At 73.3% G+C, this 26,981-nt stretch carries 21 protein-coding genes, 1 other RNA gene and 1 pseudogene; 18 read left to right on the top strand and 5 right to left on the bottom strand.

Annotated elements, in window-relative coordinates:
* Positions 1-29: 29 nt before the first annotated feature.
* Positions 30-3,950: an FHA domain-containing protein gene (locus RNL97_RS12180; protein WP_313750686.1), complete on the bottom strand. Its 3,921-nt coding sequence runs from the start codon at positions 3,948-3,950 to the stop codon at positions 30-32.
* A gap of 469 nt (positions 3,951-4,419) precedes the next feature.
* On the opposite strand from RNL97_RS12180, the gene RNL97_RS12175 reads away from it, so the two are divergent.
* The 4 genes from RNL97_RS12175 to RNL97_RS12160 all read left to right on the top strand — a co-directional run bounded on the left by RNL97_RS12175 (position 4,420) and on the right by RNL97_RS12160 (position 10,001).
* Positions 4,420-6,081 carry a serine/threonine-protein kinase gene (locus RNL97_RS12175; protein ID WP_030591917.1) on the top strand — a complete coding sequence of 554 codons (1,662 nt, stop codon included), beginning with the start codon at positions 4,420-4,422 and terminating at the stop codon, positions 6,079-6,081.
* 235 nt (positions 6,082-6,316) lie between these two features.
* On the top strand, positions 6,317-7,561 hold the full coding sequence (locus RNL97_RS12170; RefSeq protein WP_313750685.1) for a serine/threonine-protein kinase: 1,245 nt from the start codon (positions 6,317-6,319) through the stop codon (positions 7,559-7,561).
* Positions 7,562-7,642: 81 nt separating this feature from the next.
* On the top strand, positions 7,643-8,749 hold the full coding sequence (gene prfB, locus RNL97_RS12165) for a peptide chain release factor 2 (RefSeq protein WP_030591911.1): 1,107 nt from the start codon (positions 7,643-7,645) through the stop codon (positions 8,747-8,749).
* Positions 8,750-9,080: 331 nt separating this feature from the next.
* Positions 9,081-10,001, top strand: a complete 921-nt coding sequence (locus RNL97_RS12160; RefSeq protein WP_313750684.1) for an LPXTG cell wall anchor domain-containing protein — start codon at positions 9,081-9,083, stop codon at positions 9,999-10,001.
* 237 nt (positions 10,002-10,238) lie between these two features.
* Here the strand turns inward: RNL97_RS12160 and RNL97_RS12155 are convergent, their stop codons facing one another.
* Positions 10,239-10,436, bottom strand: coding sequence for a hypothetical protein (locus tag RNL97_RS12155; RefSeq protein ID WP_030591905.1), 198 nt, complete (start codon positions 10,434-10,436; stop codon positions 10,239-10,241).
* Between the two features lie 261 nt (positions 10,437-10,697).
* Between RNL97_RS12155 and ftsE the strand changes: the two genes are divergently transcribed.
* The 5 genes from ftsE to ssrA all read left to right on the top strand — a co-directional run bounded on the left by ftsE (position 10,698) and on the right by ssrA (position 14,607).
* Positions 10,698-11,387, top strand: a complete 690-nt coding sequence (gene ftsE / locus RNL97_RS12150) for a cell division ATP-binding protein FtsE (protein ID WP_003968787.1) — start codon at positions 10,698-10,700, stop codon at positions 11,385-11,387.
* 54 nt (positions 11,388-11,441) lie between these two features.
* Positions 11,442-12,359, top strand: a complete 918-nt coding sequence (gene ftsX, locus RNL97_RS12145) for a permease-like cell division protein FtsX (protein WP_006124948.1) — start codon at positions 11,442-11,444, stop codon at positions 12,357-12,359.
* A gap of 68 nt (positions 12,360-12,427) precedes the next feature.
* Positions 12,428-13,615, top strand: a complete 1,188-nt coding sequence (locus RNL97_RS12140; protein WP_050500201.1) for a S41 family peptidase — start codon at positions 12,428-12,430, stop codon at positions 13,613-13,615.
* 18 nt (positions 13,616-13,633) lie between these two features.
* A complete protein-coding gene (gene smpB / locus RNL97_RS12135; RefSeq protein WP_030591899.1) occupies positions 13,634-14,122 on the top strand; it encodes an SsrA-binding protein SmpB in 489 nt (162 codons plus the stop codon).
* Between the two features lie 98 nt (positions 14,123-14,220).
* Positions 14,221-14,607: a transfer-messenger RNA gene (ssrA, locus tag RNL97_RS12130) on the top strand.
* A 51-nt stretch (positions 14,608-14,658) separates the two neighbouring features.
* On the opposite strand, the gene RNL97_RS12125 is transcribed toward ssrA, so the two are convergent.
* The gene (locus tag RNL97_RS12125; RefSeq protein ID WP_313750683.1) at positions 14,659-15,987 is read right to left on the bottom strand and encodes an MFS transporter; all 1,329 of its coding nucleotides are present in this window, start codon (positions 15,985-15,987) and stop codon (positions 14,659-14,661) included.
* Between the two features lie 103 nt (positions 15,988-16,090).
* Here RNL97_RS12125 and RNL97_RS12120 point away from each other — a divergent pair, with 103 nt between their 5' ends.
* The 5 genes and pseudogenes from RNL97_RS12120 (at position 16,091) to RNL97_RS12100 (ending at position 21,225) form a co-directional block, all read left to right on the top strand.
* Complete coding sequence (locus RNL97_RS12120) at positions 16,091-17,062, top strand: LysR family transcriptional regulator (RefSeq protein WP_030591893.1); 972 nt, start codon at positions 16,091-16,093, stop codon at positions 17,060-17,062.
* Positions 17,063-17,958 (top strand): annotated as a pseudogene (locus tag RNL97_RS12115) (acyltransferase family protein); the annotation flags it as partial. It abuts the gene before it with no gap.
* Positions 17,958-19,289, top strand: coding sequence for a nitrate/nitrite transporter (locus tag RNL97_RS12110; protein ID WP_030591890.1), 1,332 nt, complete (start codon positions 17,958-17,960; stop codon positions 19,287-19,289). The pseudogene RNL97_RS12115 and the gene RNL97_RS12110, both read left to right, overlap by 1 nt.
* Positions 19,290-19,443: 154 nt before the next feature.
* The gene (locus RNL97_RS12105; RefSeq protein ID WP_243314136.1) at positions 19,444-20,586 is read left to right on the top strand and encodes a uroporphyrinogen-III synthase; all 1,143 of its coding nucleotides are present in this window, start codon (positions 19,444-19,446) and stop codon (positions 20,584-20,586) included.
* 75 nt (positions 20,587-20,661) lie between these two features.
* On the top strand, positions 20,662-21,225 hold the full coding sequence (locus tag RNL97_RS12100) for a GNAT family N-acetyltransferase (protein ID WP_030591884.1): 564 nt from the start codon (positions 20,662-20,664) through the stop codon (positions 21,223-21,225).
* On the opposite strand, the gene RNL97_RS12095 is transcribed toward RNL97_RS12100, so the two are convergent.
* Positions 21,158-21,805 carry a GNAT family N-acetyltransferase gene (locus RNL97_RS12095; protein WP_234313510.1) on the bottom strand — a complete coding sequence of 216 codons (648 nt, stop codon included), beginning with the start codon at positions 21,803-21,805 and terminating at the stop codon, positions 21,158-21,160. The genes RNL97_RS12100 and RNL97_RS12095 overlap by 68 nt on opposite strands.
* A 105-nt stretch (positions 21,806-21,910) precedes the next feature.
* Between RNL97_RS12095 and RNL97_RS12090 the strand changes: the two genes are divergently transcribed.
* Together RNL97_RS12090 and RNL97_RS12085 are read left to right on the top strand one after the other, a co-directional pair.
* Positions 21,911-22,573: a CGNR zinc finger domain-containing protein gene (locus tag RNL97_RS12090; RefSeq protein WP_063834881.1), complete on the top strand. Its 663-nt coding sequence runs from the start codon at positions 21,911-21,913 to the stop codon at positions 22,571-22,573.
* 66 nt (positions 22,574-22,639) lie between these two features.
* Positions 22,640-23,227, top strand: coding sequence for a sigma-70 family RNA polymerase sigma factor (locus RNL97_RS12085; protein ID WP_063834880.1), 588 nt, complete (start codon positions 22,640-22,642; stop codon positions 23,225-23,227).
* Positions 23,228-23,325: 98 nt separating this feature from the next.
* Here the strand turns inward: RNL97_RS12085 and RNL97_RS12080 are convergent, their stop codons facing one another.
* Entirely contained in the window at positions 23,326-23,487 is a 162-nt protein-coding gene (locus tag RNL97_RS12080) for a hypothetical protein (protein ID WP_313751690.1), read from the bottom strand.
* On the opposite strand from RNL97_RS12080, the gene RNL97_RS12075 reads away from it, so the two are divergent.
* Together RNL97_RS12075 and RNL97_RS12070 are read left to right on the top strand one after the other, a co-directional pair.
* A complete protein-coding gene (locus RNL97_RS12075) occupies positions 23,449-24,174 on the top strand; it encodes an anti-sigma factor (protein ID WP_313751619.1) in 726 nt (241 codons plus the stop codon). The genes RNL97_RS12080 and RNL97_RS12075 overlap by 39 nt on opposite strands.
* A gap of 101 nt (positions 24,175-24,275) precedes the next feature.
* Entirely contained in the window at positions 24,276-26,657 is a 2,382-nt protein-coding gene (locus tag RNL97_RS12070; protein ID WP_030591868.1) for a HelD family protein, read from the top strand.
* Positions 26,658-26,981: the final 324 nt, after the last annotated feature.

Genomic DNA, 26,981 nt, shown 5'->3' with positions numbered 1-26,981 from the left:
GGGAGAGGGGCGTGCCTCCGGAGACGGCCTCAGGCGGTGAACGGCACCAGGGCGGGGAGCCGTTCGGCGTTCACCGAGCGGGCCGCGCGCTCCAGGGCGCTGGCGAGCAGCGCGAGGTCGGTCGGCCCGTTGCCCAGCTCCCGGACCGGGCGCCGGGTCGGCGGATCGCCCATCCGCTCCCACTCCAGCGGGACGACCGTCGGACGGAGCGTCGCCGTGCGCGGAATGCGGCCGGTGACCCTGCCGCCCTGGAACGGCGTCACCCGGCCGTCCGGATGCCCGAGCCTGCCCCGGCCCGGAGCCGGTTCGTCCGGGGACGGCGGCAGCACGGGGGCGTCCAGCACGATGCGCAGCCGGGCGCCCCGGGCCAGCTCGGTGTCCTCGGTGCGGTCGGGGCGCGCGGAGGTGGCGACCAGATGCACCCCGAGCCGTCCGCCGTCCCGGGCGACGGCCTCCAGCGCCCGCACCACCGAACCGGCGGCCGGCCGGCCGGGGGAGCCGAGCGCCGGGGCGACCAGCGCGTCGAAGTCGTCGGCGAGGACGACGAGGCGGGGCAGCGGGGACGGGCCCGGGGCCGCGGACCGGGCGGCGGCCGGGCGCAGCCGCAGGGTGCCGCTGGCCGGGGAGTCCAGATCGCCCCGGCGCTCGGCACCGCTCGGCGGCCGCTGGCCCACGATGCGGGGAGCGGCCCCCTGCTGGGCCTGCTGCCCGTGCCGCTCGTGCCAGGCCGCGAAGTCCAGATCGCCGAGCAGTTCGGCGCGCCGCTTCAGCTCGCCGCCCAGGGCCTGCGCGAACTCCCGCATCCGGACCGGGTCGGACGCCACGAGGTGGGCGAAGACATGCGGCAGCTCCGTACAGGGGACCAGGCCCTCGCCGCGCTCACCCTGTTCGCCCCCGGAGCCGTCGACGAGGAGGATGCCGAGCCGGTCGGGCCGGGCCGCGGAGGCGAGCGAGGCGGCGACGGCCCGGAGAAGCTCGGTGCGGCCGCTGCCCGGGGGCCCCTCGATCAGCAGATGCGGGCCCTCGTCGGCGAGATCGACGCTGAGGGGGCCGCGGGGCCCCGCCCCGAGCACGAGGACGGGCCGGCCGGTGTGGACGGTGGCGGGGGCGGCCCCGCCGGAGCCGGCCGCCGGGGCGGCGGCGTCGCCCCGCTCCCGGGCCTCGGAGCCGGACTCGGTCCCGGCGCGCCGCCCCGGCCCGGAACGCTGGGCGCCCAGGTAGGGCGTGCGCTCGGAGTCGCGGGTGTCCAGGGGCGGGTACGGGGTGCGGCCCGAGTCGCGGGTGTCCAGGGGGGAGTACGGGGTGCGGTCCGGGCCGGAGCGGCTGCTCGGGTGGGTCGTGCGGCCGGAGTCTCGGGAGTCCAGCGGGGGGTACGGCGTGCGGTCCGGGTCGGGGGCTCCTGCGGCCGGGTACGGCGTGCGGCCGGAGTCGTGGCGGGGGGAGGCAGCCGTGCGCTGGGGGCCGATGCGCGGGCCCGCGCTGAGGGTGCGCCCGGAGTCGGGGCTGTCCAGGTCGCCGCGTGGCTGGGGCGAGGCGGTCGCCCGGGGCGCCGAAGCGCCCGGCTGGGCCTCCGCCGTGGACGCCCAGCGGGCCATCAGCGACGCCGGTGTGGCGCGAGCCAGCCCCAGCTCGTCCAGCAGCCGGGCGGACGGCGGCAGCGCCGCGGTCGTCGGGCGGCCCGCCAGCGCGGCCGAGCCCTCCTCGCGCAGCGGCGCGAGCGCCCGCCCGAACCGCTCGGCCCAGGCCGCCGACACCGCATCCACCGCGGCCACCGTCCCGTGCCCGGCGGCCTGTCCGCCCGCCGTACGCAGCAGGCGCAACGCCGTGGCGACGTCGCCGCTCAGCATCGCGACGGCCCCGCACTCCCGGAAGGCGATGGAGCTGCGGCAGGCGGCCTCGTACGTCGCGGCCACCGGCGAGGTGGGGGAGGCGGCCGGGGTCTCGGCCAGGCAGATCAGATGGATCCCTGCGGCCGCGCCCGCCCCGGCCAGCCGTGCCGTGGTCTCGCGCAGGAACGCCGTACCCGGGTCGCCGTCCAGGACGACCACCGTGTGCGGGCCGGTGTGGGCGCGGGCGGCCCCGGCCACCGCGGCCCGGTCCAGATGCGGCCAGCCGGGACCGAGGGGGCCCTCGTCGAGACGGCGCACCAGCTCGGCCGCACGGGCCTCCGCCTGCTCACGGTCGTACGCGAGGAGCAGTCGGCAGTCCTGCCCGTGCGTCGGGCGCAGATGGGGCAGCCACCCCAGCCAGGACCACTCGCGCCGCCGCTCCTCCAGCGTGCGGGAACGGTCCGTGGAGATCAGGACGATCTCCAGGTCGAACGGTGAATGCAGCGCGGCGAGCTGCGCCACCGTCGCGCGGGCCAGACCCGCGAGCCGGGCGCGCGGACCGGCGAGCCCGAGCGAACCGGCCTCCCGCAGCCCCACGGTCACCGGCACGGCGGGCACCTCGGCCCGGTCGGTCGTGCCGAGCCGCACCACCAGGGCCTCCGGGTGGGCCGGGTGGCGCTCCCAGAGCCGGGGCCCCGGGCCGAGCGCGGTCAGCAGCACGGCCGCGGGGTCGGGCCAGGTGCCCTCGGGGGCGGAGGGCAGCGCGGAGAAGGGGGAGCCGGGGGAGGCCGGTGAGGCGAGGTGCCCGGCCCCCGACGGCCCACCGAGCGGATCGGCGGACCCGCCCGGCACACCGGAGGGGCCTGCGGCGGACCCGCGCCCGCCGGGGGAACCCGAAGCGGAGCCGTGCCCGCCGGAACCGCCTGCCCCGGAGCCGCGCCCCCCGGAGCCGTACGTACCGGTTCCGTACGCCTCGTATCCGTAGCCCTCGGATCCGTACGCGAAGGATCCCTGGGCGCCGGCCCCCTGCGCCCCGGAGTCGTATGCCTCGGTTCCGTACGGCGACGATTCGTGCGCCCCCCGGGCGGCCGGACCGGCCGGCGTACGGGCAGGGGCGTACGCGTCGGCCCGCTCACCGGCCGCGGCTGCGGACCCGGCCTCCGGGCCCGCAGCCGACTCGCCCTTCGCGCCGCCTTTGAGCCGCCTCGCCCAGGCCCCTATGCCGCGCCGGGGCGCCGGGGCCTCGGCGGGCTCTTCGCGGCGGGCGCCGCCGCCCGCATACGCGTCCGGCCCGGCCTCGTCACGCTCCGGCCAGGAGGCGTCGTCGGGGGCCGGCTCCGGGTCCCCGTACACCTCGGAGGAGGCGAACGAGGCCGCGCGCGCGCCGTACGCGTGGCCGGCGTCCTGGCCGCCGTGGTCGGGGGCGCCCGCGGCGGACGGCGCACCGGTGGCCGCGAAGGCGGCCCCCGTCTCGGCGCGGGTCACCCGCAGGTGCCCCTCGCCGTCCGGGGCCGTCGGCAGCGTCGCCGGACGGGCGCCCGAGGTGAGGCGGAGAGTGGATTCGCCCAGCCGCAGCAGCGCGCCGGGGGCGAGGCGGACCGGCCGCTCGCGGACCTCGACGCCGTCCAGCGAGGTGCCGTTCGTCGAACCGAGGTCGGCGACCGAGACCCGGCCGTCGTCGGAGACCGTCACCGCGCAGTGCAGCCGGGAGACGTCCGGGTCGTCGAGCGGGACGTCCGCGTCGGCGGAGCGGCCGATCCGGATCTGCCCGCCGTGCAGCAGATGGACGCCGCCCGCGTCGGGGCCCGCGACCACATGGAGCTGGGCCGGAACGACGTCGTCCGTCGCCTCGTCGTCGCCGGGGACCTGGAGCGAGAGGACCGCGCCGTCCACCAGGGGCGGCTCACCCAGCGCGATGCGGTGCCCGTCCAGCCGCTCCCGCCCGGCGAAGAGCACGACCGCCCCGCCGCCCTGGGAGCTCTCGGGCCCCGAGACGGCGGTGGCCAGCTGGGAGGCCACTGCGGCCAGCGCCGTCCCGGCGGGGGCGGTCACGAGCACGTCGCAGGAGCGCGCCGGGGTCTGGCCGCTGCGCGGCGCGAGGACGGTCAGCCGGATCTGCATCGCCGTCAGCGGTCCCTTCTGCGCGGGGGTGCCCGGCAGGGGAAACGCCCTGTGACTCCCCCGCCCGGCACGGACACGTCGTCCGTACAGGTCGTCACGGACCGCGGGACTCCGAGCCCGTGGATCCGTGCTGGAGGCATCCTCGCACCTGCCACCGACAACACGCCCGGCGGTCACCTTTAAATGATCTTGAATGGTCGGCTGTGGGCGCAAAAGTGCCTGCTTGCGTCCGGTTCCCGCCGCTGGGAGCGTTTTCCCGGCAGTCGTCTGCCGCCCGCCGGGCGGAAATCCGCACCGGATCCGAACGCCCGACCGACCTGTGATCAGCTGTGCGGCAACCTTCCGCCGGGTCTCCGCGTCTTCCCTCGAAACGTGAGCCCCCGGGGCCCCGTTCGGCGGCATTACAGTGGGCCGGAACATTCGGCGGGCCGGGGGGACCGCAAGCCACGATCAGCAGGGAGCGCATGACGTGCGGCCGGTAGGCAGCAAGTACCTGCTCGAGGAGCCGCTCGGGCGCGGCGCCACGGGCACCGTCTGGCGAGCCCGCCAGCGGGAGACCGCGGGCGCCGAGGCAGCCGTCGCGGGTCAGCCCGGCGAGACCGTGGCCATCAAGGTCCTCAAGGAGGAGCTGGCCAACGACGCCGACGTGGTGATGCGGTTCCTCCGGGAGCGTTCGGTCCTGCTGCGTCTCACGCACCCGAACATCGTGCGCACCCGGGACCTCGTCGTCGAGGGCGATCTCCTCGCCCTGGTGATGGATCTGATCGACGGCCCCGACCTGCACCGCTACCTCCGCGAGAACGGCCCGCTCACCCCGGTCGCCGCCGCCCTGCTCACCGCGCAGATCGCGGACGCGCTCGCCGCCAGCCACGCCGACGGCGTCGTCCACCGCGACCTCAAGCCCGCCAACGTGCTGCTCGACGAGCGCGACGGCGGCATGACCCCGATGCTCACCGACTTCGGCATCGCGCGCCTGGCCGACTCCCCGGGGCTGACCCGGACCCACGAGTTCGTCGGCACGCCCGCCTATGTGGCGCCGGAGTCCGCCGAGGGCCGCCCGCAGACCTCCGCCGTGGACATCTACGGCGCGGGCATCCTGCTGTACGAGCTGGTCACCGGCCGCCCGCCGTTCGCCGGGGGCACCGCCCTCGAAGTCCTCCACCGGCACCTCAGCGAGGAGCCCCGCCGGCCCTCCACCGTCCCCGACCCGCTGTGGACCGTCATCGAGCGCTGCCTGCGCAAGGACCCGGACCAGCGGCCCAGCGCCGAGAACCTGGCGCGTGGTCTGCGGACGGTCGCCTCGGGCATCGGCGTCCACGCGAACTCCGCCCAGATCGCCGCCGCCGAAGGTGTGGGCGCCCTGCTCGCCCCCGACCCGGCGCCCACCGCCGTCCCGGACACCCCGGGCGCGGCCGACCCCACGCAGGTGCTGCCGAGCAGCGCGGGCTCCTACGACCCCGCCGCGGCCACCAGCGTGCTCCCGCAGACCGGCTCCGGGGGGCAGGGCCAGGGCGGCAACCAGGGCCACGCCGACCCGACCGCCGTCATGCCGCCCGTGCCGCAGCGCCCCGACGGGCCGCCGCAGCCGGACGGCCCGCACCCCTGGCAGTCGCAGCTCCAGGCGGCCCGCGACCGCAACGAGCAGACGCAGGTGCAGTACCTGGACCCGAGCCAGGACCCGCTGCGCCGCCGCCCCCAGCGCCAGCAGCCGCCGCAGCACCGGCAACCGCAGCAGCCCCAGCGCCGCCAGTCGCCCCCGCAGCACCAGCAGTACCCGCCGCAGCGTCAGCAGCAGCCGCAGCGCTACCAGCAGCCGCAGCAGCCCCAGCGGCAGCAGTACGCGCCTCCGCAGCCGCAGCAGCCCCAGCAGCCGGCCGCCCGGCCACCGCGCGAGCCGCGGCAGCGCAGCGCCAACCCGATGCGCATCCCCGGGCTCGGCTGCCTCAAGGGCTGCCTGTTCACCCTGGTGCTCCTGATCGTCGCCGGCTGGCTGATCTGGGAGCTGACCCCGCTCCAGGACTGGGTCGCCCAGGGCAAGGGCTACTGGGAAGCGATCGGCGATGCGATCGGCACGGTCACCGACTGGATCTCCAAGGTCGGCGACAGCGCCGGCGGCTCGGGCGGGGCCTGACCCGCACGTCGAAGGACCGGGCAGGGCCTCACCCGCACGCCGAACGCGTACGCCGGAGGCCCGGGCAGGGCCCGGCACACAACGGCCCGACCTCCAACCCTGTCTCTTTGTCGACTTCTCCGGGCTCATTCCGCCCGGAGAAGCGGAGGTCGGTGCCATCCTGGGCGCGTGACACCCCGAACGCCGCGTAACTTTGTCGACCGGGGGTCCACCGCCAGCCGCTGAGGGAGCAGTCTTGGCACGGAATATCGGCAGCCGGTACACGGCCCACCAGATCCTGGGGCGCGGCAGCGCCGGGACGGTATGGCTCGGTGAAGGGCCCGAGGGCCCGGTCGCCATCAAGCTGCTCCGTGAGGACCTCGCGTCCGACCAGGAGCTCGTGGGCCGCTTCGTACAGGAGCGCACCGCCCTGCTCGGACTCGACCACCCGCACGTGGTCGCCGTCCGGGACCTCGTCGTGGACGGCAACGATCTGGCGCTGGTCATGACCCTGGTGCGCGGCACCGACCTGCGCACCCGCCTGGACCGCGAGCGCCGCCTGGCCCCCGAGGCCGCCGTCGCGATCATCGCGGACGTCGCCGACGGGCTGGCCGCCGCGCACAAGGCCCAGATCGTCCACCGGGACGTCAAGCCGGAGAACATCCTGCTCGACATGGAGGGCCCGCTCGGCCCCGGCGGCGCCCACCCCGCCCTGCTCACCGACTTCGGCGTCGCCAAGCTGATCGACACCCCGCGCCGCACCAAGGCCACGAAGATCATCGGTACGCCGGACTACCTCGCCCCCGAGATCGTCGAGGGCCTCCCGCCGCGCGCCGCCGTCGACATCTACGCCCTGGCGACCGTGCTGTACGAGCTGCTCGCCGGGTTCACGCCCTTCGGCGGCGGCCACCCCGGCGCGGTCCTGCGCCGCCACGTCACCGAGACCGTCGTCCCGCTCCCCGGCATCCCCGAGGAGCTCTGGCAGCTCCTGGTCCAGTGCCTGGCCAAGGCCCCCGCCTCCCGGCTGCGCGCCTCGGAGCTGGCCGTACGGCTGCGCGACCTGCTGCCCCTGCTGGCCGGGATACCGCCGCTGGAGGTGGACGAGCCGGGCCCGGAGGAGAGTGAGCAGGCCCCGGCCTACGACGAGCAGCAGTACACCCCGGCCGCCGACGAGCCCCGCCGCCGCGGCGCGGTCCCGCTGGTGCCCGGCTCCGCCCCCGACTCCAACCGGGACACCCACACGAGCATGCGCGTCCCGGCCCCGGACGAGCTGGCGGGCGGCCCCCTCGGGACCGCCCGCGCCCCCCGCGCCCCGGGAAAGCCCCGCCCCGGCTCCGCCCGCAACAAGGCGGCGTCCGTCCACAAGCGCCGCATCACGCTGGGTGCCGCCGCCGTGCTGCTCTGCGCGGCCGTCGCGGTCGGCGGCTGGCTGGCCACCGGCGGCGGCGACGGGGACAGGGCGCCCCAGGACAGCGAGAACTCGGCCCCGGCGACCCCGTGAGCGCACGGTGAGCGCACCCCTTTCCCGGGCCGGTTCCCGGGTGAGGGCAAGCTTCATCCGCCCAGCCGTTACGCTGGACCCGTGGCAGTCGTCGATATTTCCGAAGAGCTGAAGTCCCTCTCCTCGACCATGAGGTCGATCGAGGCCGTCCTGGACCTGGATGCGCTGAGGGCGGACATCGCCGCGCTCGAGGAGCAGGCAGCGGCGCCGTCCCTGTGGGACGATCCGGACGCGGCCCAGAAGATCACCAGCAAGCTTTCGCACCTCCAGGCCGAGGTCCGCAAGGCCGAGGCCCTGCGCGGCCGCATCGACGACCTCGAAATCCTCTTCGAGCTCGCCGAGGACGAGGGCGACGCCGACGCCCGGGCGGAGGCCGAGGCCGAGCTGGAGTCGGTGAAGAAGGCGCTGGACGAGATGGAGGTCCGCACGCTCCTCTCCGGCGAGTACGACGCCCGCGAGGCCCTGGTGACCATCCGCGCCGAGGCCGGCGGTGTCGACGCGGCCGACTTCGCGGAGAAGCTCCAGCGCATGTATCTCCGCTGGGCCGAGCAGCACAACTACAAGACCGAGGTCTACGAGACCGCGTACGCCGAAGAGGCCGGCATCAAGTCGACCACCTTCGCCGTCCAGGTCCCGTACGCCTACGGCACGCTCTCCGTCGAGCAGGGCACCCACCGCCTGGTCCGCATCTCGCCCTTCGACAACCAGGGCCGCCGCCAGACGTCCTTCGCTGGTGTCGAGGTGCTCCCGGTCGTCGAGCAGACGGACCACGTCGAGATCGACGAGTCGGAGCTGCGCGTGGACGTGTACCGCTCCTCGGGCCCCGGCGGACAGGGCGTCAACACCACGGACTCCGCGGTCCGTCTGACCCACCTGCCCACCGGCATCGTCGTCTCCTGCCAGAACGAGCGCTCGCAGATCCAGAACAAGGCGTCCGCGATGAACGTCCTCCAGGCCAAGCTCCTTGAGCGCCGCCGCCAGGAGGAGCAGGCCAAGATGAACGCGCTCAAGGGCGACGGCGGCAACTCCTGGGGCAACCAGATGCGTTCGTACGTCCTCCACCCGTACCAGATGGTCAAGGACCTGCGTACGGAGTTCGAGATGGGCAACCCCGAAGCGGTCTTCAACGGCGAGATCGACGGCTTCGTCGAGGCGGGCATCCGCTGGCGCAAGCAGCGGGAGAAGTAGCTTCAGCGGTACTGAGGTTGGGGCCCGGACAGGGATCTGTCCGGGCCCGCTTCGTTGGGGAGGATCTGTGCCCGATGCGTCACAGTCGCGCTTCCGAATAGCCGTCAACACCCCCCAAATCGGTGCCTAGTGCACGGAACGGCCTTGACGTAATCCTTAACTCTGGCCAGGGTGCTGGAGCAGCATGTGTATGTCTGGGACGGGTGTGTACCGGGGGGCGGGGCGGGGTGACCACGACACGACGTGGCCTTGCCGAGAGCGATACCCCCAGGGCCCGCTGCCCGCATATGGCTGCTCCACTGACGAGATCGGCTACTGGGGGTAGCAACAGATGACGAAGAAGACGCGTGTTCGCGTCGCGCGGATAGCCGCTGGTGCGGTTATCGCCGCGGGTGCCTCGCTGACTGCGGCCGGTGCGGCACAGGCGCTGGAGATCGGCGTCGACACCGGCGTCGCGGACGTTCAGGTCCAGGCGGACCTGCTGGACGACGGTGACCCGGGCGGTGTCGACGCGGGCGCTGACGGCGGCGTAGATGGCGGTGTCGACGGCGGCGTGGATGGCGGTGTCGATGGCGGCGTTGACGGTGGTGTTGACGGCGGCGTGGATGGCGGTGTCGACGGTGGTGTTGACGGCGGCGTGGATGGCGGTGTTGACGGCGGCGTGGATGGCGGTGTCGACGGTGGTGTTGACGGCGGCGTAGATGGCGGTGTTGACGGCGGCGTGGATGGCGGTGTTGACGGCGGCGTAGATGGCGGCTCCGGCAACAACGGCGGCTCCGGCAACAACGGTGGCTCCGGTAACAACGGCGGCTCCGGCAACAACGGCGGCTCCGGCAACAACGGTGGCTCCGGTAACAACGGTGGCTCCGGTAACAACGGTGGCTCCGGTAACAACGGTGGCTCCGGTAACAACGGCGCCTCGGGCAACACCGGTGGCTCCGGCAACACCGGCGGTTCCGGCGACACCGGTGGCGGCGACCAGGGCGGCACAAGCACCACCGGTGGTTCCACCACCGGTGGCGGCGACGCCGGCTGCACCGTCGACCTCGACGGTGCCGAGTGCACCGACAACACCGACACCGACAGCGTCGGCAACAAGCCGGTCGAGCAGAGCAAGGGCAAGGAAGAGCTCGCCGAGACCGGTGCGGCCGAGACGACCTTCCTGGTCATCGGCGCCGCGACGATGATCGCGGGCGGCATCGGCTTCCGCATCCTGCCGCGCCTGGTCGGCGGCGGTCGCACGGTCGCCTAGCTCCGGCATCCGGGTCCGCGGCGACGTCCGCCGCGGACCGTGACGGACCCTGCCGACGCGTAGCGGGCGCGGATCAGGCCCGTACGCGGCGCAGCACGGCATGACGAAGGGCCCGGGAGGGCGTACGACACCTCCCGGGCCCTTCTGCGCACCCGGACCGCTCAGGCGGCCGTACGCATGCGTCCGTGGGCCCCGACGGGGCAGTGGGAGGCGGCCCCGCGGGCCGCTCGGGCCTGATCAGGCCGCCTGCGCCAGCAGCGCGAGCGCCGCCAGCAGCACCACCATCAGGGCGATCAGCATCGCCGGGCTCATCCCGGCCAGCGGGCCCTGGCCCTGCTCCTCCAGCATCTGCTGCCGCACGGCACGGCAGACGCGGCAACGGCCCTCGCTCACGGGCGCCGCGCAGTTCGCGCACACCAGTCGGTCATAGGTCATGCGCATTCCTCCTCCCGCGCGGCGGAGCCGCTTGCCTGCTTTCTCTCCGCACAACGCTCACGGAAACGCAACCGTTCCCCCCACCACTGTGCCAGCTCGCGGCGATTTCGGCGCGGCCCGCCGGACAAGGTCCGGCGCGACCCGATTCGTACCGGGGGGGTGATTCGCCATAAAACACCCATTGCCGGACGCCGCCTGCACGCGTGAGCCCGGTTCGCGTATGGTCACGCTCACCTACTCCCGGCCGACCGTGGTGCATCCGTGATCCGATTCGACAACGTCTCCAAGACCTATCCGAAGCAGACCCGACCGGCTCTGCGCGATGTCTCGCTGGACATCGAGAAGGGTGAGTTCGTCTTCCTGGTGGGGTCCTCCGGCTCCGGCAAGTCGACCTTCATGCGACTGATCCTGCGCGAGGAGCGGGCCAGCACGGGCATGGTCCATGTGCTCGGCAAGGACCTCGCGCGGCTGTCCAACTGGAAGGTGCCGCAGATGCGCCGCCAGCTGGGGACGGTCTTCCAGGACTTCCGCCTGCTGCCCAACAAGACGGTCGCGGAGAACGTGGCCTTCGCGCAGGAGGTCATCGGCAAGCCCCGCGGCGAGATCCGCAAGGCCGTGCCGCAGGTCCTCGACCTCGTCGGCCTCGGCGGCAAGGAGGAGCGGATGCCCGGGGAGCTCTCCGGCGGTGAGCAGCAGCGCGTTGCCATCGCCCGCGCCTTCGTCAACCGCCCCATGCTGCTGATCGCGGACGAGCCGACCGGCAACCTCGACCCGCAGACCTCGGTGGGCATCATGAAGCTGCTGGACCGGATCAACCGGACCGGCACCACCGTGATCATGGCGACCCACGACCAGAACATCGTCGACCAGATGCGCAAGCGCGTCATCGAGCTCGAGCAGGGCCGTCTCGTACGCGACCAGGCGCGCGGCGTCTACGGCTACCAGCACTGACCGAGGGGCTGCGGCCCTTCGTGCATTTCGAGCATCGAGTACTGAAAGGACGCCATGCGCGCCCAGTTCGTCCTGTCGGAGATCGGCGTCGGTCTCCGCCGCAACCTCACGATGACCTTCGCGGTCGTGGTCTCCGTCGCCCTCTCGCTCGCCCTGTTCGGCGGTGCGCTGCTGATGCGCGAGCAGGTCAGCACGATGAAGGACTACTGGTACGACAAGGTCAACGTCTCGATCTTCCTCTGCAACAAGAACGACGCCAAGGACATGCCCAAGTGCGCCAAGGGGGCTGTCACCAAGGAGCAGAAGGCGGAGATCAAGGCCGATCTGGAGAAGATGGACGCCGTCCAGACGGTCCACTTCGAGACGGTCGACGAGGCGTACAAGCACTACCAGGAGCAGTTCGGCGACTCCCCGATGGCGGGCAACATCACGCCCGACCAGATGCAGGAGTCGTTCCGCGTGAAGCTGGACGACCCGCAGAAGTACAAGGTCGTCGCGACGGCGTTCGCCGGGCGGGACGGGGTGCAGTCCGTCCAGGACCAACGGTCCATCCTGGACAACCTCTTCGAGCTGATGAACGGCATGAACGTCGTCGCGATCTACGTGATGATCCTGATGCTCGTCATCGCGCTGATCCTCATCGTCAACACCGTGCGCGTCTCCGCGTTCAGCCGGAGACGTGAAACGGGCATCATGCGCCTCGTCGGGGCCTCCGGCTTCTACATCCAGGCCCCCTTCATCATGGAGGCGGCCGTCGCCGGTCTGATCGGCGGTGTGCTGGCCTGCGCCATGCTGCTCGGCGGCCGGTACTTCCTGATCGACGGGGGCCTCGCCCTCCAGGAGAAGCTGAACCTGATCAACTTCATCGGCTGGGACGCGGTCCTGACCAAGCTTCCGCTGGTGCTCGCGATCGGGCTGCTGATGCCCGCCGTCGCCGCTCTCTTCGCGCTGCGCAAGTACCTGAAGGTGTGACATGTGCCCCCTGGGGCGCACGGGCGATCGCCCGTGCGCCCCAGGGGGTTTGTCCTAGACTCGTCGCCATGTCGGGCTCCGCTCAACGCTTCGGGCCCCGCGGTCTCCGCCGCGGGGCGGCTCTGACATTGGTCTTCGGGTGTGCTCTCGCCACCGCCGCCGCGACCGGTTCGCTGCCGCACGACCCCGAACCCGGGCCCGGTCCGCAGACCCGCGCCGTCTCCTCCACCGTCGCCCCGGTCGACCGCCACGAGATCGAGGACGCCGCCGCCGAGGCCGAGGCCGACGGGAAGTCCGTGAAGGACGCCGCCGAGGAGGTCGTCAGCCGCAGCGGGGACCGCTGGGGCGCGGTCTACGACCAGCGGGAGTACGAGGAGTTCGAGCAGGCGCTGGACGGCACGTACACCGGGGTCGGGCTCTCCGCCCGGCGCACCGGCCGCGGCGATGTCACCGTCTCCCGCGTCCAGCCCGGCGGCCCCGCCGACCGGGCCGGCATCCGCGCCGGCGATCTGCTGCGCACCCTGGACGGCCGCGCGATCGGCAAGCGCCCCGTCGCGGAGGTCGTCGCGTTACTGCGCGGCGACGGTACGGGAGCGGCCGAGGGCAGCCGGGTGGAGCTGGGGCTCGTCCGGGAGGGCCGGAGCTGGACCGAGACCCTGGAGCGGGCCCGGCTGACCACCGAGGCGGTCACCGTGCGGCGGCTGGGCGACGCGCCCTCGTCGGCGGTCCTGGTCAAGGTCGCCGCCTTCACCAAGGGCGCGGGGGCCGACGTCCGGGACGCGGTCCGGGGCGCCCCCCAGGGGGCGGGGATACTCCTCGACCTGCGCGCCAACTCCGGCGGACTCGTCGCCGAGGCGGTCGTCGCCGCCTCCGCCTTCCTGGACGGCGGTCTGGTCGCCACGTACGACGTACGCGGGGATCAGCGCGCGCTGTACGCAGATCCGGGCGGTGACACGGACCGGCCGGTCGTCGTCCTGGTCGACGGCGGCACGATGAGCGCCGCCGAGCTGCTGACCGGTGCGCTCCAGGACCGGGGCCGCGCGGTCACCGTCGGCTCGCCCACCTTCGGCAAGGGCTCCGTGCAGATGCCCAGCAGGCTCCCGGGCGGCTCGGTGGCCGAGCTGACCGTCGGCCACTACCGCACCCCGGGCGGCCGCAACGTCGACGGCAAGGGCATCACCCCCGACCTCGTGGTGGGGGAGCGGGCCCAGCAGCGGGCCGAGACGGTATTGAGTGGCCTCGGGGGTGGGTCGTAGTGCGAAAATGACCGCACTATGGCGAAGGAAAAAGACACCGGGCGCAAGATGATCGCGCAGAACAAGAAGGCGCGGCACGACTACACGATCCTCGACACCTACGAGTGCGGCCTCGTCCTCATGGGTACGGAGGTCAAGTCCCTGCGCATGGGACGGGCCTCCCTGGTCGACGGCTTCGTGCAGATCGACGACCACGAGGCGTGGCTCCACAACATCCACGTCCCCGAGTACGTCCAGGGCACCTGGACCAACCACACGGCCAAGCGGAAGCGGAAGCTGCTGCTGCACCGGGCCGAGATCGACAAGCTGGAGTCGAAGTCCCAGGAGACGGGCCACACGATCGTGCCCCTCGCGCTGTACTTCAAGGACGGCCGGGTCAAGGTCGAGATCGCGCTCGCGAAGGGCAAGAAGGAGTACGACAAGCGGCAGACGCTCCGCGAGAAGCAGGACACGCGGGAGACGAACCGCGCCATCGCGGCGGCCCGCCGGCGGCAGCGCAGCGCCTGAGGACCCCCGTACGGGGAATGCGCTGGCATCGTCCGGTGTTGGTCACGTACGATGGGCCGTGCACCTCAGCGAAGGTGCGCGTTTTGAAAACACCACATGGGGATGATCGGTTTCGACAGCGGATGTCGAAGCAGGGGAAGCGAGTCGAGGAAGCGGCAATGATCTCGTAAACCATATGTCGCAAACAATAATCGCCAATTCCAAGCGCGATTCCTCCGCCTTCGCCCTCGCTGCCTAATTAGCAGCTAGCGAAGACTCTGCGGAGTGTCAGCCCGGGGGTGATCCCGACCCGGATCCTGGCATCAACTAGGGATCTAAACTTCTCGGCCCGGCCACGGGGCCGAGAAGGAAATCAAACAGTGGCTGGGCCTGTCGGAGGCTTGTTCGCGTGACCTCCGGGGCCGAGAAAAGCGCAGCGAACTGCACTCGGAGAAGCCCTGGTTCCGCACCGTTGGACGCGGGTTCGATTCCCGCCATCTCCACAATTCCCATGTAGGCCGCTGCCCCGCGAGTTCGCTCGCGGGGCAGCGGCTTTTTCACGTCCGCCGCCATCGGCCGTACCCGACGCCGGCTGCCGCGACGGCCAGCGCGAGGGCCGCCGCCGACATCGGGGCCGTATAACCGGGGACCGCGCCCGCGTGCTCGACCAGCCAGCCGCCCGCCGCCGCCCCGGCCGCGACCCCGCCCAGCAGCGCGGTCACCGCGAGCGTCATGCCCTCGTTCAGCTGCTCCGGGCGCGTGGCCCGCTGGACCAGCGTCATGCCCGTGACCATGGTCGGCGCGGTCGCCGCCCCCGCCAGCAGCAGGCAGAGCGCCAGGACCGGCAGGGCGGCCGTCGCCGCGGCGGCCAGCAGCGGCAGGGACATCAGGGCCGTCATCGCGGCCAGGCACAGCAGCAGCCGGAGGCGGACGTTCCGGGCCGGGCGCAGCGAACCGTAGAGCAGGCCCGCCGCGCACGAGCCCGCTGCCTGAAGCGCCAGGATCGCGCCCCCGGCATGGGCGATGGAGACCACCTCCAGCGCCCCGAACACCGCCCCCGTCGCGAGGAACACCGCCAGCAGCGCGGGCATCTCGGGTGTACGCAGCGGCGAGGCCACCGTCTTCGTACGCGGGGTGACGGGCGGTTCCGTGGCGCGCTGGGCGGCGAAGATCAGGACGCCGGTCATCAGCAGCGCCGCGCCCACCAAGGTGCCCGCCTCCGGGAACAGCGCCCCGCAGAGCGCCGCGGCCAGCACCGGGCCCAGCATGAAGCACAGCTCGTCGGCGGCCTGCTCGAAGGAGTTCGCGGTGTGCAGTGCCGCCGGATCGCCCCGGTGCAGATGCGCCCAGCGGGCCCGCGACATCCCGCCGGTGTTCGGGGTCGTCGCGGTCGCGGCGTACGCGGCGAACAGTGTCCAGGCCGGGGTGTCGTGGTGGACGCACAGCACCAGGGCCAGCGACCCCAGCACGGCGAGCGCGGTGGCGGGCACGGCGACCCGCGCCTGCCCGAAGCGGTCCACCAGCCGGGCGGTGAACGGCGCGACGACCGCCGTCGCGGCCAGGCCGGTCGCGGTGACGGCCCCGGCGAGGGCGTACGAGCCCCGGGACCCGGCGATCATGATGACCGCGCTGACGCTGAGCATGCCCATCGGCAGCCGGGCGATCAGATTGCCCGCCGTGAAGGCGCGCGCCCCGGGCGTCGCCAGCAGCCGGAGGTACGGATTCGACGACGGCCGCGCCCGCCGGCGCTCGCCGCTCGACGGCGCGGAGCGCGGGGCGGCGACCAACTGCCCGCCGGAGACGGCGAGAAGGGGCATGGCCGGGGGAGCGGAGGCCCGGACGGGCCGGGAGGCGGTCTCCGGGCGGGCGGCAGGGGTTATCGGCATACGGACCAGGCTCGCCGGGCCACGCCGCCCGGGTCCAACACCTGCTCCGCACTGATTCACGCGCACGTGTTGTGAATGAGGTCCCGCGCGGTAGATTCGCGGTGTGCCTCCCGCCGACACCGACCCCCGGATCCTGCGTGCCTTCCTCGCCGTCGCCGACGAACTGCACTTCACCCGGGCCGCCGCCCGGCTCTTCGTCGCGCAGCAGGCGCTGAGCCGGGACGTCCGGCGGCTGGAACGCGAGCTGGGCACCGAGCTGTTCGTCCGGACCACCCGGCAGGTCGCGCTCACACCGGACGGCGAACGCCTGCTGCCGTACGCCCGCCGGGTGCTCGACGCGCACGCCGAGCTCGCCGGGGCCTTCAGCGGCGCCCCCGCCCGACCGCTGCTGGTGGACCTGAACAGCGACGGGGCCACCGCCGCCCGGGTGCTGGGGCGCGCCCGGGAGCTGGTGCCCGAGTGCGAGCTGATGGCCCGCTTCGAGTCCGGGCTCACCTGGGCGGCCGCCGAGATCCTGGCCGGCCGGCTCGACGCCTCCTTCGGCCGGGCCGCCGGACTCGCCCCCGCCGTGCGGGCGGGGCTTTCCGTGCACCCGGTGCGGTACGAGCCGATGGCCCTGATGCTGCCCCTGGCCCACCCCTTCGCCGAGCGGGAGACGGTCGCCCTGGCCGAGCTGTCCGGCCAGACCGTCTACGCGGGGGCGGGCAACGAGCGGACGCGGGAGTGGACCGACCTCGCCGCATCGCTGTTCGCCGAGTGGGGCATCGTGATGGCCCCGCCCGTTCCGCTCGCCGTGGGCGTGGCCGAGTTCCAGCGGGTCATGGAGAAGGGCGGCCACCCCGTGCTGGCCGTCGTCGACTTCCCGCCGCTGCCCGGGACCGTGCTGCGCCCGCTCGTCGACCCGATTCCGCTTTCGCCGTTGTCGCTGGTCTGGCGGAAGGGGCTGCGCCATCCCGGCGTGGACGCGCTGCGCAACGCTACTGACCAGTTGGCCCTTGCCGAGAGGTGGCTGGTCCGGCCGCCGGGCTCCTGGCTGCCCGCGTCCGATCTGTCACTGATGCGCAACCGTTCCTGACCAATGATGTTCGCGCTGAGCTGGCAGCCGGTGAAGGAGGAGTGCCTGTGGTGGTTCGTCAAGCCGGCCTGGTACGTCTTCCCGGTCGGCGCACCCCCCTTCCCCCGGTCCAGCGGTGACAAGGCCGGTCTGCTGGAGGACACCTGGGCGGTCCAGGCGGCCGGGCCGCTCTGGTGCATCCGTGCCTACCTCTGGTTCGTCCTCGCCTCGCCCCTGCTGCTCCGGGCGTTCCGGAAGCTGCCCCGGACGACGCTGCTCGCCCCGCTCGGCCTGCCCGCCGTGATCGGCACCGGCCTGGTGACGATCCCGGGCGAGACCGGCAACGCGCTGAGCGATTTCGCGGTGTTCGGCTCCTGCTGGGTCCTCGGCTTCGCCCACCACGACGGCCTGTTCAAGGACGTGCCGCGCTACCTCACCATCTCGCTGGCGTCGATCGTCATGGGCTTCGGGCTCTGGTGGGCCTCCGGGCACCTCACCGCGGACGGCTGGGACCTCAACGACATCCCGCTGGCCCAGGCGACCTGGTCGCTCGGCTTCTGCGTGATCCTGCTCCAGTACGCCCCGTCCTGGCAGGAGCTGCCCGGCCGGCTGGCCCGCTTCGACCGCCTGGTCACGCTCGCGAACAACCGTGCCGTGACGATCTACCCCTGCTGATGACCCTGTTCGTCTGGCCGCTGCTCGCGCTCGTGATCGTCGCCGTGGGCTGGGTGGAGGACGTCGCCGCCCGACGCGGGCCCCGGCTCTGGCCGGACGGCGGTAGCGGGCACCGCATCTCACCGGGCCGGGAACGGCCCGGTGAGAGCAAGGTTGCGCACCGGTCACCTCGCGGCACCACGCCGAAACGCGGGCTCCCTAGCGTCGGGGACAACACCCCGACCCCCTGTGGAGGCGCGTGATGGCAGGCCGTTGGATCGAGACCTGGGAGCCGGAGGACGAGACGTTCTGGCAGCGGGAGGGCGAACGGGTCGCCCGCCGCAACCTCTGGTTCTCCGTGCTCTCCGAGCACATCGGATTCTCCATCTGGACCCTGTGGTCGGTGATGGTCCTGTTCATGGGACCGGAGTACGGCATCGACCCGGCCGGGAAGTTCTTCCTCATCTCGACCGCCACCCTCGTCGGCGCCCTGGTGCGGGTGCCCTACACCTTCGCCGTCGCCCGCTTCGGCGGCCGCAACTGGACGATCTTCAGCGCGGTGAGCCTGCTCGTCCCGACCCTGGCCGCGTACTGGGTGATGGAGCCCGGGACCTCGTACGGCACGTTCGTCGCGGTCGCGGCGCTCACCGGGATCGGCGGCGGCAACTTCGCCTCGTCGATGACCAACATCAACGCCTTCTTCCCGCTGCGCAAGAAGGGCTGGGCGCTCGGCCTCAACGCGGGCGGCGGCAACATCGGCGTCCCCGTCGTCCAGCTCGTCGGCCTGCTCGTCATCGGCACCCTGGGCGCCTCGCACCCCCGGATCGTCCTCGGCGTGTACATCCCGCTGATCGTCCTGGCCGCCGTCTGCGCCGCCCTCCACATGGACAACCTGCGGCCCGTGAAGAACGACACCGGAGCCGCGCTGGAGGCCGTCCGCGACCCGCACACCTGGATCATGGCGGTCCTCTACATCGGCACCTTCGGCTCGTTCATCGGCTACAGCTTCGCCTTCGGCCTGGTGCTCCAGACCCAGTTCGGCCGGACCCCGCTCCAGGCCGCCTCGCTCACCTTCATCGGGCCGCTGCTGGGCTCCCTGATCCGGCCCGTCGGGGGCCGCCTCGCCGACCGGTACGGCGGCGCGCGCATCACCCTGGCCACCTTCGTCGCGATGGCCGCCGCCACCGGCGTCGTCATCCACGCCTCGGGGGCCACATCGCTGCCCGTCTTCCTCACCGGCTTCACCGCCCTGTTCGTCCTGACGGGCCTCGGCAACGGATCGACGTACAAGATGATCCCCGGCATCTTCCACACCAAGGCGCTGGCCCGGGGCCTGGACGGCGAGGCGGCAGCCGCCCACGGGCGGCGGCTCTCCGGCGCGGCCATGGGCCTCATCGGGGCCGTCGGCGCCCTCGGCGGCCTGGCGATCAACCTCGCCTTCCGCCAGTCCTTCCAGACCTCCGGCACCGGAACCGCGGCCTTCTGGTCCTTCCTCGCCTTCTACGGGGTGTGCGCCACGCTCACCTGGGCGGTATACCTTCGCCGCCCGGCACCGGTGCCCGCCCGGGCCCAGCTCGGTTACGCGGAGGTGTAGAAACGGCACGGTCCGGCGTCCTGCGACGTAACGGCGGGGAAATACGGGGGAACCGAGCCTGTCACGCACCGTTGGCAGTCTCGGGCCTCCGCACATCGGGCCACCAGCGGGAACCATCGCGCACCAGCGGGAACACAGGAGCCGGGAACACGCCATGCAGGACGACGACACGACACACGGCCCCCTCGCGGGCTTCACCGTGGGGGTGACCGCCGCCCGCCGGGCCGAGGAACTGGGCACGCTCCTCAAACGCCGCGGGGCCGCCGTCCTGCACGCCCCCGCCCTGCGGATCGTGCAGCTCGCCGACGACAGCGAACTCCTCGCCGCCACCGAGGAGCTGATCGGCGACGCCCCCGACGTGGCGGTCGCCACCACCGCGATCGGCTTCCGCGGCTGGATCGAGGCGGCCGACGGCTGGGGCATCGGCGACGCGCTCCTGGAGACCCTGCGCGGGGTCGAACTCCTCGCCCGGGGCCCCAAGGTGAAGGGCGCCATCCGGGCCGCCGGGCTCACCGAGACCTGGTCGCCCGGGTCCGAATCGATGGCCGAGGTCCTCGACCGGCTCCTCGCCGAAGGCGTCGCCGGACGCCGGGTCGCCCTCCAGCTGCACGGCGAACCGCTGCCCGGCTTCGTCGAGTCCCTGACGGCCGCGGGTGCCGAGGTCGTTGTCGTCCCCGTCTACCGCTGGATGCCGCCGCAGGACATCGCCCCGCTCGACCGGATGCTCGACGTCACGGCCGCCCGGGGCCTGGACGCGATCACCTTCACCAGCGCCCCCGCCGCCGCTTCGTTCCTGGGCCGGGCCGAGACCCGCGGACTGCTCCCGGAGGTCCTCGGCGCCCTGCGCGACGACGTGCTGGTCGCCTGCGTCGGACCGGTCACCGCCCTCCCGCTCCAGGCCCGGGGCATCGACACCCTCCAGCCGGAACGCTTCCGGCTCGGCCCCCTCGTCCAGCTGATGTGCGCCCACCTCCCCGCGGCCGCCCGCATCCTGCCCATCGCCGGCCACCGCGTCGAGATCCGGGGCCACGCCGTCCTCGTCGACGACGAACTGCGCGCGGTGCCGCCCGCGGGCATGGCCCTCCTGCACGCGCTGGCCCGCCGCCCCGGCTGGGTGGTGGCCCGCGCCGACCTGCTGCGGGCCCTGCCCGGCAGCGGCTCCGACGAGCACGCGGTGGAGACGGCGATGGCCCGGCTCCGCTCGGCGCTGGGCGTGCCCCGGCTGATCCAGACGGTCGTCAAGCGTGGCTACCGGCTGGCGCTGGACCCGTCGGCGGACACGAAGTACGGGCGCTGAGGGGCCCCTCCGAGGCAGCTGGGCCGCCGCCGGGCCCGCGAGCCGGAGCCCGGCCGTCCCGGCTAGCGTGACCGGATGACCGACCGCACCCATCTCCTCGCCCCGGACGTGGCCTTCCGGCCCGCCGAACTCACCGACGCGCCCGCCTTCGCCACGGCCCTCACCCGCAACCGCGCGTACCTGCGCCGCTGGGAACCCGTACGCCCCGACATCTTCTACACCGTCGAGGGCCAGACCGCCCGGCTCGCCGCCCTGCTGGCCGACCGGGACGCCGGGCGGGCCGTGCCCTGGGTGCTCGCGGACGCCGACGACCAGGTGATCGGCGCCTTCACGCTCTCCGGCGTCGAGCGGGGCCCGTTCCGCAACGGCCGCCTCGGCTACTGGGTCGACGAGGGCCACGCCGGACGCGGACTGGCCACCGCAGCCGTCCGCGCCGTGTGCGAGGCGGCCCGCGACCGGCTGGGCCTGCACCGCGTCGAGGCCGCCACCGTCACCGACAACGCCCCGTCCCAACGGGTCCTCGCCAAGGCCGGGTTCGAGCGGATCGGCACCGCGCCCGGCTATCTGCACATCAACGCCCGCTGGCGCGACCACCACCTGTTCCAGCGGCTTCTCCACGACGATCCGCCGGCGGGCTGACCGTCGCGGCCGCCGGAGCTTCCCGCACATGCACATGGCCGTCCAGCGGGTAGTCCGGCGGCAGCGCCGGGACCACCCGCGCCAACGGGTATCCGCACTTCTCCGCCACCCGGCACGAGGCCACGTTGTCCCTCTGGTGCAGCAACTCCAGTCGGCCCAGTCCCTGATCGGCGAAGGTCGTGAACGCCCAGTCGGTCAGGGCCGCCAGCGCCCTCGACGCCACCCCCCGGCCGCGCGCCGGAGCCGTCGTCCAATAGCCCATCTCCGCTCGGCCGTCCACGAGATCCAGCTGCTTCATCACGACATTGCCGAGCAGTTCGTCCTCCCGTCCGCTCTCCGTCACGGCGAAGGCGAAGCGGGTGCCCGCCGCCCACCCGGCACGCTGCGCCTCCAGCCAGTCGGCGGCCCCGTCCGGCCCGGAGACCTGGGTGGCCAGCCACCGCCGCATCGCCGGATCCTCGTACGCCCGCAGCACCGCGGGCAGATCCTCCTCGCACCACCGGCGCAGCCGCAGCCCCCCGGGACCGGTCACGGTGCTCTCGTCGTGCGGGCCCATGCGTATCTCCCCCTCGTGCTCCATGGCCGTCACGGTACGGGGGTGGCGGCGGGGGTTCCGGCCGGGCCCCGACAGGAGCACTCTGGGGGTGGTCGTTCCACCGGGTGACCCAAGGCGGTGAGCGGGATCATGGCAGGGGGCAGGGGGGCGCGGATGCGGCGGTTCGACGCGGGCCGGATCTGCCTCGATCTGGTGGCCACGGAACGCGCGGGCGGGGTGCCCGGCACCTGCGAACAGCTGGCCGGCCCGGGCCACCTGGCCCAGTGGCTGGCCGACGCCCGGCTCGTCCCGCCGGGCACCGCGCTGAACGCGCTGGACGCCACCTGGGTGGTCCGCTTCCGCGAACTGCGCTCCGACGTCGGTCGCTTGATGGATGCTCAGCTCGGCGGCCCGTCGGCCGACGGTGCCCTGGAGCGGATCAACTCCCTCGCCTCCGGCGCGCCTCCGGGCCCCCGCGCGGTGCGCGGTGCGGACGGAGACCTGGTGCGGGCCCTGAGCGCCGCGCCCGACTGCGCGGGTCTCCTCGCCGTCGTCGCCCGGGACGCGGTGGACCTGCTCACCGACCCGGTCGCGCGGGCGGCCCTGCGCCGCTGCCAGGGGGAGGCCTGCCACCGCCTCTACCTCGACACCTCGCGCGGCGGGCGGCGGCGCTGGTGCTCCGGCGAGGTATGCGGCAACCGCGAACGGGTCGCCCGCCACCGGCGCCGGACCTCGGGAACGACCGGCGCGTACGACCCGGGAGACCCCGGCTCGTCCGGCCCGGGGAAAGAAAATCCGCCCGGCGTTGAATGAACCGGCGCCCGCCCCCGTATCGATGGTCCAGGAGCTCGTTTCAGAGGTCTCGACCGGGAGGTTCGGGTGCGCAAGGATGCGGCCGTGGCCGATGACCGTCCGCACAGGGCTCGACATCGCAGTGAGCCGCCCCCGTCCCCTTCCGGGATACCGGACGAGGAGCTGATGCGGGCGCTGTACCGCGAACACGCCGGGCCGCTGCTCGCGTACGTCCTCCGACTCGTCGCGGGCGACCGCCAGCGGGCCGAGGACGTGGTGCAGGAGACGCTCATCCGTGCCTGGAAGAACGCCGGCCGGCTCAACCGGGCCACCGGCTCCGTCCGACCCTGGCTGGTGACGGTCGCCCGGCGCATCGTCATCGACAACCACCGCAGCCGGCAGGCCCGGCCGCGCGAGGTCGATCCGTCGCCGCTGGAGGTCATTCCCGCGGAGGACGAGATCGACAAGGCGCTGTGGCTGATGACGCTCTCGGACGCGCTCGAAGATTTGACCCCCGCGCACCGGGAAGCATTGGTCGAGACCTACTTCAAGGGGCGTACGGTCAACGAGGCCGCCGAAGCGCTCGGAGTCCCCAGCGGGACCGTGCGGTCCCGCGTGTTCTACGCACTGCGTTCGATGAAGCTCGCACTCGAAGAGAGGGGGATCACGGCATGAGCGACCAGCAGTGGCAGCCGTTCGGGCCCCGGCCTCCCGGTCACCGCACGCCGTCCGGTCCCTCAAGTCCCCCGTATACGGCGGGTCCTGCACACCCCTCAGGGCCCGCTCACCTCGCAGGGGTCCCCGGTCCGCCCGGCCGCTTCGGCGCCGGACCCGGCCCGGGGGCCGCTGGCTCCGAAGGTTCCGAGCACGACGCGGCCGCCGCGTACGTCCTCGGCATCCTCGACGACGCGCAGGCGAGCGACTTCGAAACCCATCTCGCCGGCTGCGCCCGGTGCGCCGCGCATCTCGACGAGTTCGCGGGGATGGAGCCGATGCTGGCGATGCTCTCCGAGGCCCCGTCCGCCGTGCCCGGAGCCCGCCCCGTACCGCACGTGCCCGAGAAGCCCGCGCCCCGGCTGCTCGGCGGACTGATGGACGAGGTCGCGCGCAAACGGCACCGCCGCACCCGGCGCAGCCGGTACTGGGTCGCCGCGGCCGCCGCCCTGATCGTCGGCGGCCCGGTCGCCGCGTTCGCGGTCACGGCGGGCGACGACCGCGGCGGCGGGTCGGTGGCCGTGGGCGAGCCGCACCCCACAAGCCCGGCCGAGGACGCCTTCTTCGAGCACATGACGGAGAAGGTCTCGGCGACCGACCCCACCACCCGGGTCGGCGCGACCGTCGGCATGGAGGAGAAGGCCTGGGGCACCCACACGGTCCTGGAGCTGAAGAACGTCAAGGGACCGCAGAAGTGCACGCTGGTCGCCGTCTCCAAAACCGGCGAGGAGGAGGTGGTCACCTCCTGGTCCGTCCCGCAGTGGGGGTACGGCATCGAGGACGCGACGAACCCGACGGCCAAGGCCCCGCTGTACGTGCACGGCGGCGCGGCGATGGACCGCGAGGACATCGCCCGCTTCGAGGTGCGGACCTTCGACGGGGAGCGGCTGGTGGAGATCGGGGCCTGAGCAGGGCGCGACGCGCGACCGCCCGCTGGTCGGCAGGTGCGCCCGGGCCCCCTTCGCTATAGGGTTGACGGCTGCCCAGTGCCGTTAAGAAGGGGGCCTCGGTGGCCGCGCAGGATGCCGCTGTCGAATCGCTGCGGGACCGGGAAATCGGTGTCGAGCAAGAGCATCTCGACCGTGTTTATCACCGCCTCGAAGAGAAGATCCACGAGGCGGAATTCCTCATGAACGACGCCGTCAAGCGCGGGCAGGTCGGTACCCCCGGCGCGCTCGCGGAGCGGGACGCCCAGGTGTTCCGGGCGGGGATCCACCTCAACCGGCTGAACAGCGAGTTCGAGGACTTCCTCTTCGGGCGGATCGACCTGCTGCTCGGCAAGGACGGGGAGCGCGGCCCGGACGGCGCCTACACCTCCGTGGAGCCGGCCGACGACTCCGTACGCGACGACACCACCGCCGATATCGCGGAGACGCTCCACATCGGCCGGATCGGTGTCCTGGACTCCGACTACGCGCCGCTGGTGATCGACTGGCGGGCCCCGGCCGCCGCCCCGTTCTACCGCTCCACCCCGAAGGACCCGGGCCGTGTCGTACGCCGCCGGGTCATCCGCTCCAAGGGACGCAAGGTCCTCGGGGTCGAGGACGACCTGATGCGCCCGGAGCTGACGGCGTACCTGGGCGGCGAGAGGCTGCCGGTGATCGGGGACGGCGCGCTGATGGCGGCGCTCGGCCAGGCCCGCAGCCACACCATGCGGGACATCGTCTCCTCCATCCAGGCCGAACAGGACCTGGTCATCCGGGCCCCCGCCGCCTCCGTCACCGAGGTCACCGGCGGCCCCGGCACCGGCAAGACCGCGGTCGCCCTGCACCGGGCGGCGTATCTGCTCTACCAGGACCGGCGGCGGTACGCGGGCGGCATCCTGATCGTCTCGCCCACCCCGCTCCTGGTCGCGTACACCGAAGGGGTGCTGCCCTCGCTCGGTGAGGAGGGCCAGGTCGCCATCCGCGCGATCGGCTCGCTCTCCGACGACGCGGCGGGCCTCGAAGGGGCCACCGCATACGACGAACCGGCCGTGGCGCGGGTCAAGGGCTCCTCCCGGATGCTCCCCGTGCTGCGCAAGGCGGCCCGGGGCGCCCTGGAACAGGGCCGGCCGGCCGCGCCCCGCGAGGAGGCGGGCCAGCTCGCCTTCGGCGAGGAGCCCGGGCGGCAGGGCGCCGCGACGCCCCCGGACCGGCTGCGCGTCGTCGCCTTCGGGGCCCGGATCGAGCTGGAGGCCGAGGAGCTGCGGCGTATCCGGCACAACGCCCTGGGCGGCACCGCCCCGGTCAACCTGCTGCGCCCGCGCGCCCGCAAGCTGCTGCTGGACGCCCTGTGGAACAAGTCTTCCGGGCGCGGCCGCTACACCGACCCGGAACTGATCGCGGAGCTGCGGTCCTCGTTCGACGAGGACGTCTCCACCGAGACCCCGTTCCTGGAGTTCCTCGACGCCTGGTGGCCCGAGCTGACGCCCCGCCGGGTGCTGGCCGCGATGGCGGACGAACGGCGCCTTGCCCGCTGGTCACGGCGCATCCTCAACCAGGGCGAGGTGCGCCGCCTGGCCCGCTCCCTGAAGCGCCTGGACGCGGAGGGCAACGGTCCGCTCTCCGTCCACGACGTGGCGCTCCTGGACGAGCTCCAGGCGCTGCTGGGCACCCCGAACCGGCCCAAGCGCAAGCGCGAGGCCGATCCGCTGGACCAGCTCACCGGGCTCGATGAGCTGATGCCGCAGCGCGAGGAGACCCAGTGGGAGCGGGCCGAGCGGCTCGCGGCGGAGCGCACGGAGTACGCGCACGTCATCGTCGACGAGGCGCAGGACCTCACCCCGATGCAGTGGCGCATGGTCGGCCGCCGCGGCCGGCACGCCACCTGGACGATCGTCGGCGACCCGGCCCAGTCCTCCTGGTCCGACCCGGACGAGGCGGCCGCCGCCCGGGACGAGGCGCTCGGCTCCCGGCCGCGCCGCCGCTTCACCCTCACCGTCAACTACCGCAACCCGGCGGAGATCGCGGAGCTGGCCGCCAAAGTGCTGGCGCTGGCCATGCCGGGCATGGAGTCCCCGGCGGCGGTCCGCTCGACCGGGGTGGTGCCGCGCTTCGAGCAGGTACGTGACGGGGACCTGGCCGCCACGGTCCGCGAGGAGGCCGCCCGGCTGCTGGCGCAGGTGGACGGCACGGTCGGCGTGGTCGTCGCGATGAACCGGCGAGCCCAGGCCCGCGAGTGGCTCGCGGAGCTGGGGGAGCGGGTGGTGGCGCTGGGCAGCCTGGAGGCCAAGGGGCTGGAGTACGACGCCACGGTGGTTCTCTCGCCCGCGGAGATCGCCGACGAGTCCCCGGCCGGACTGCGGGTGCTGTACGTGGCGCTGACCCGGGCGACGCAGCAGCTCACGGTGGTCTCGGGGGAGCGGGACATGCCGGACGAGGACGGGGTGCCGGACCTGCTCAGGGACTGACGCGGCGGGTTTCCGCGAGTCAACCCGGCGCACGGGAATCACTTTTCCGAGGTCTTTGTTACCTTGGTACTGGCACCGGCTCGATCCAAGCCCCCGGGCCCAACCTTCGTCGCTTCGAGCGACCACTTGCCGCGAGGCGAGCATGGCGGGTCGGTGCCGTCTCAACGGAAAAGACAGACCCGCGTCACCTCCCGGTGGCGCGGGTCTGTTCTCGTTGCGGGGGTCCCACCGACCGCATCCCGCCCGTTGGGGGTTCCGCCGAACGGGTGATTTCTCGTATGGTGGAAACTACTTTCCGAAAGGCGGCAGCCATTACCGGCTACC

The sequence above is a fragment of the Streptomyces parvus genome (assembly GCF_032121415.1).
Classification (GTDB): domain Bacteria; phylum Actinomycetota; class Actinomycetes; order Streptomycetales; family Streptomycetaceae; genus Streptomyces; species Streptomyces globisporus_A.
Note: the sequence above shows the minus strand (reverse complement) of the source record. Positions and strands in the feature narration are given on the sequence as shown.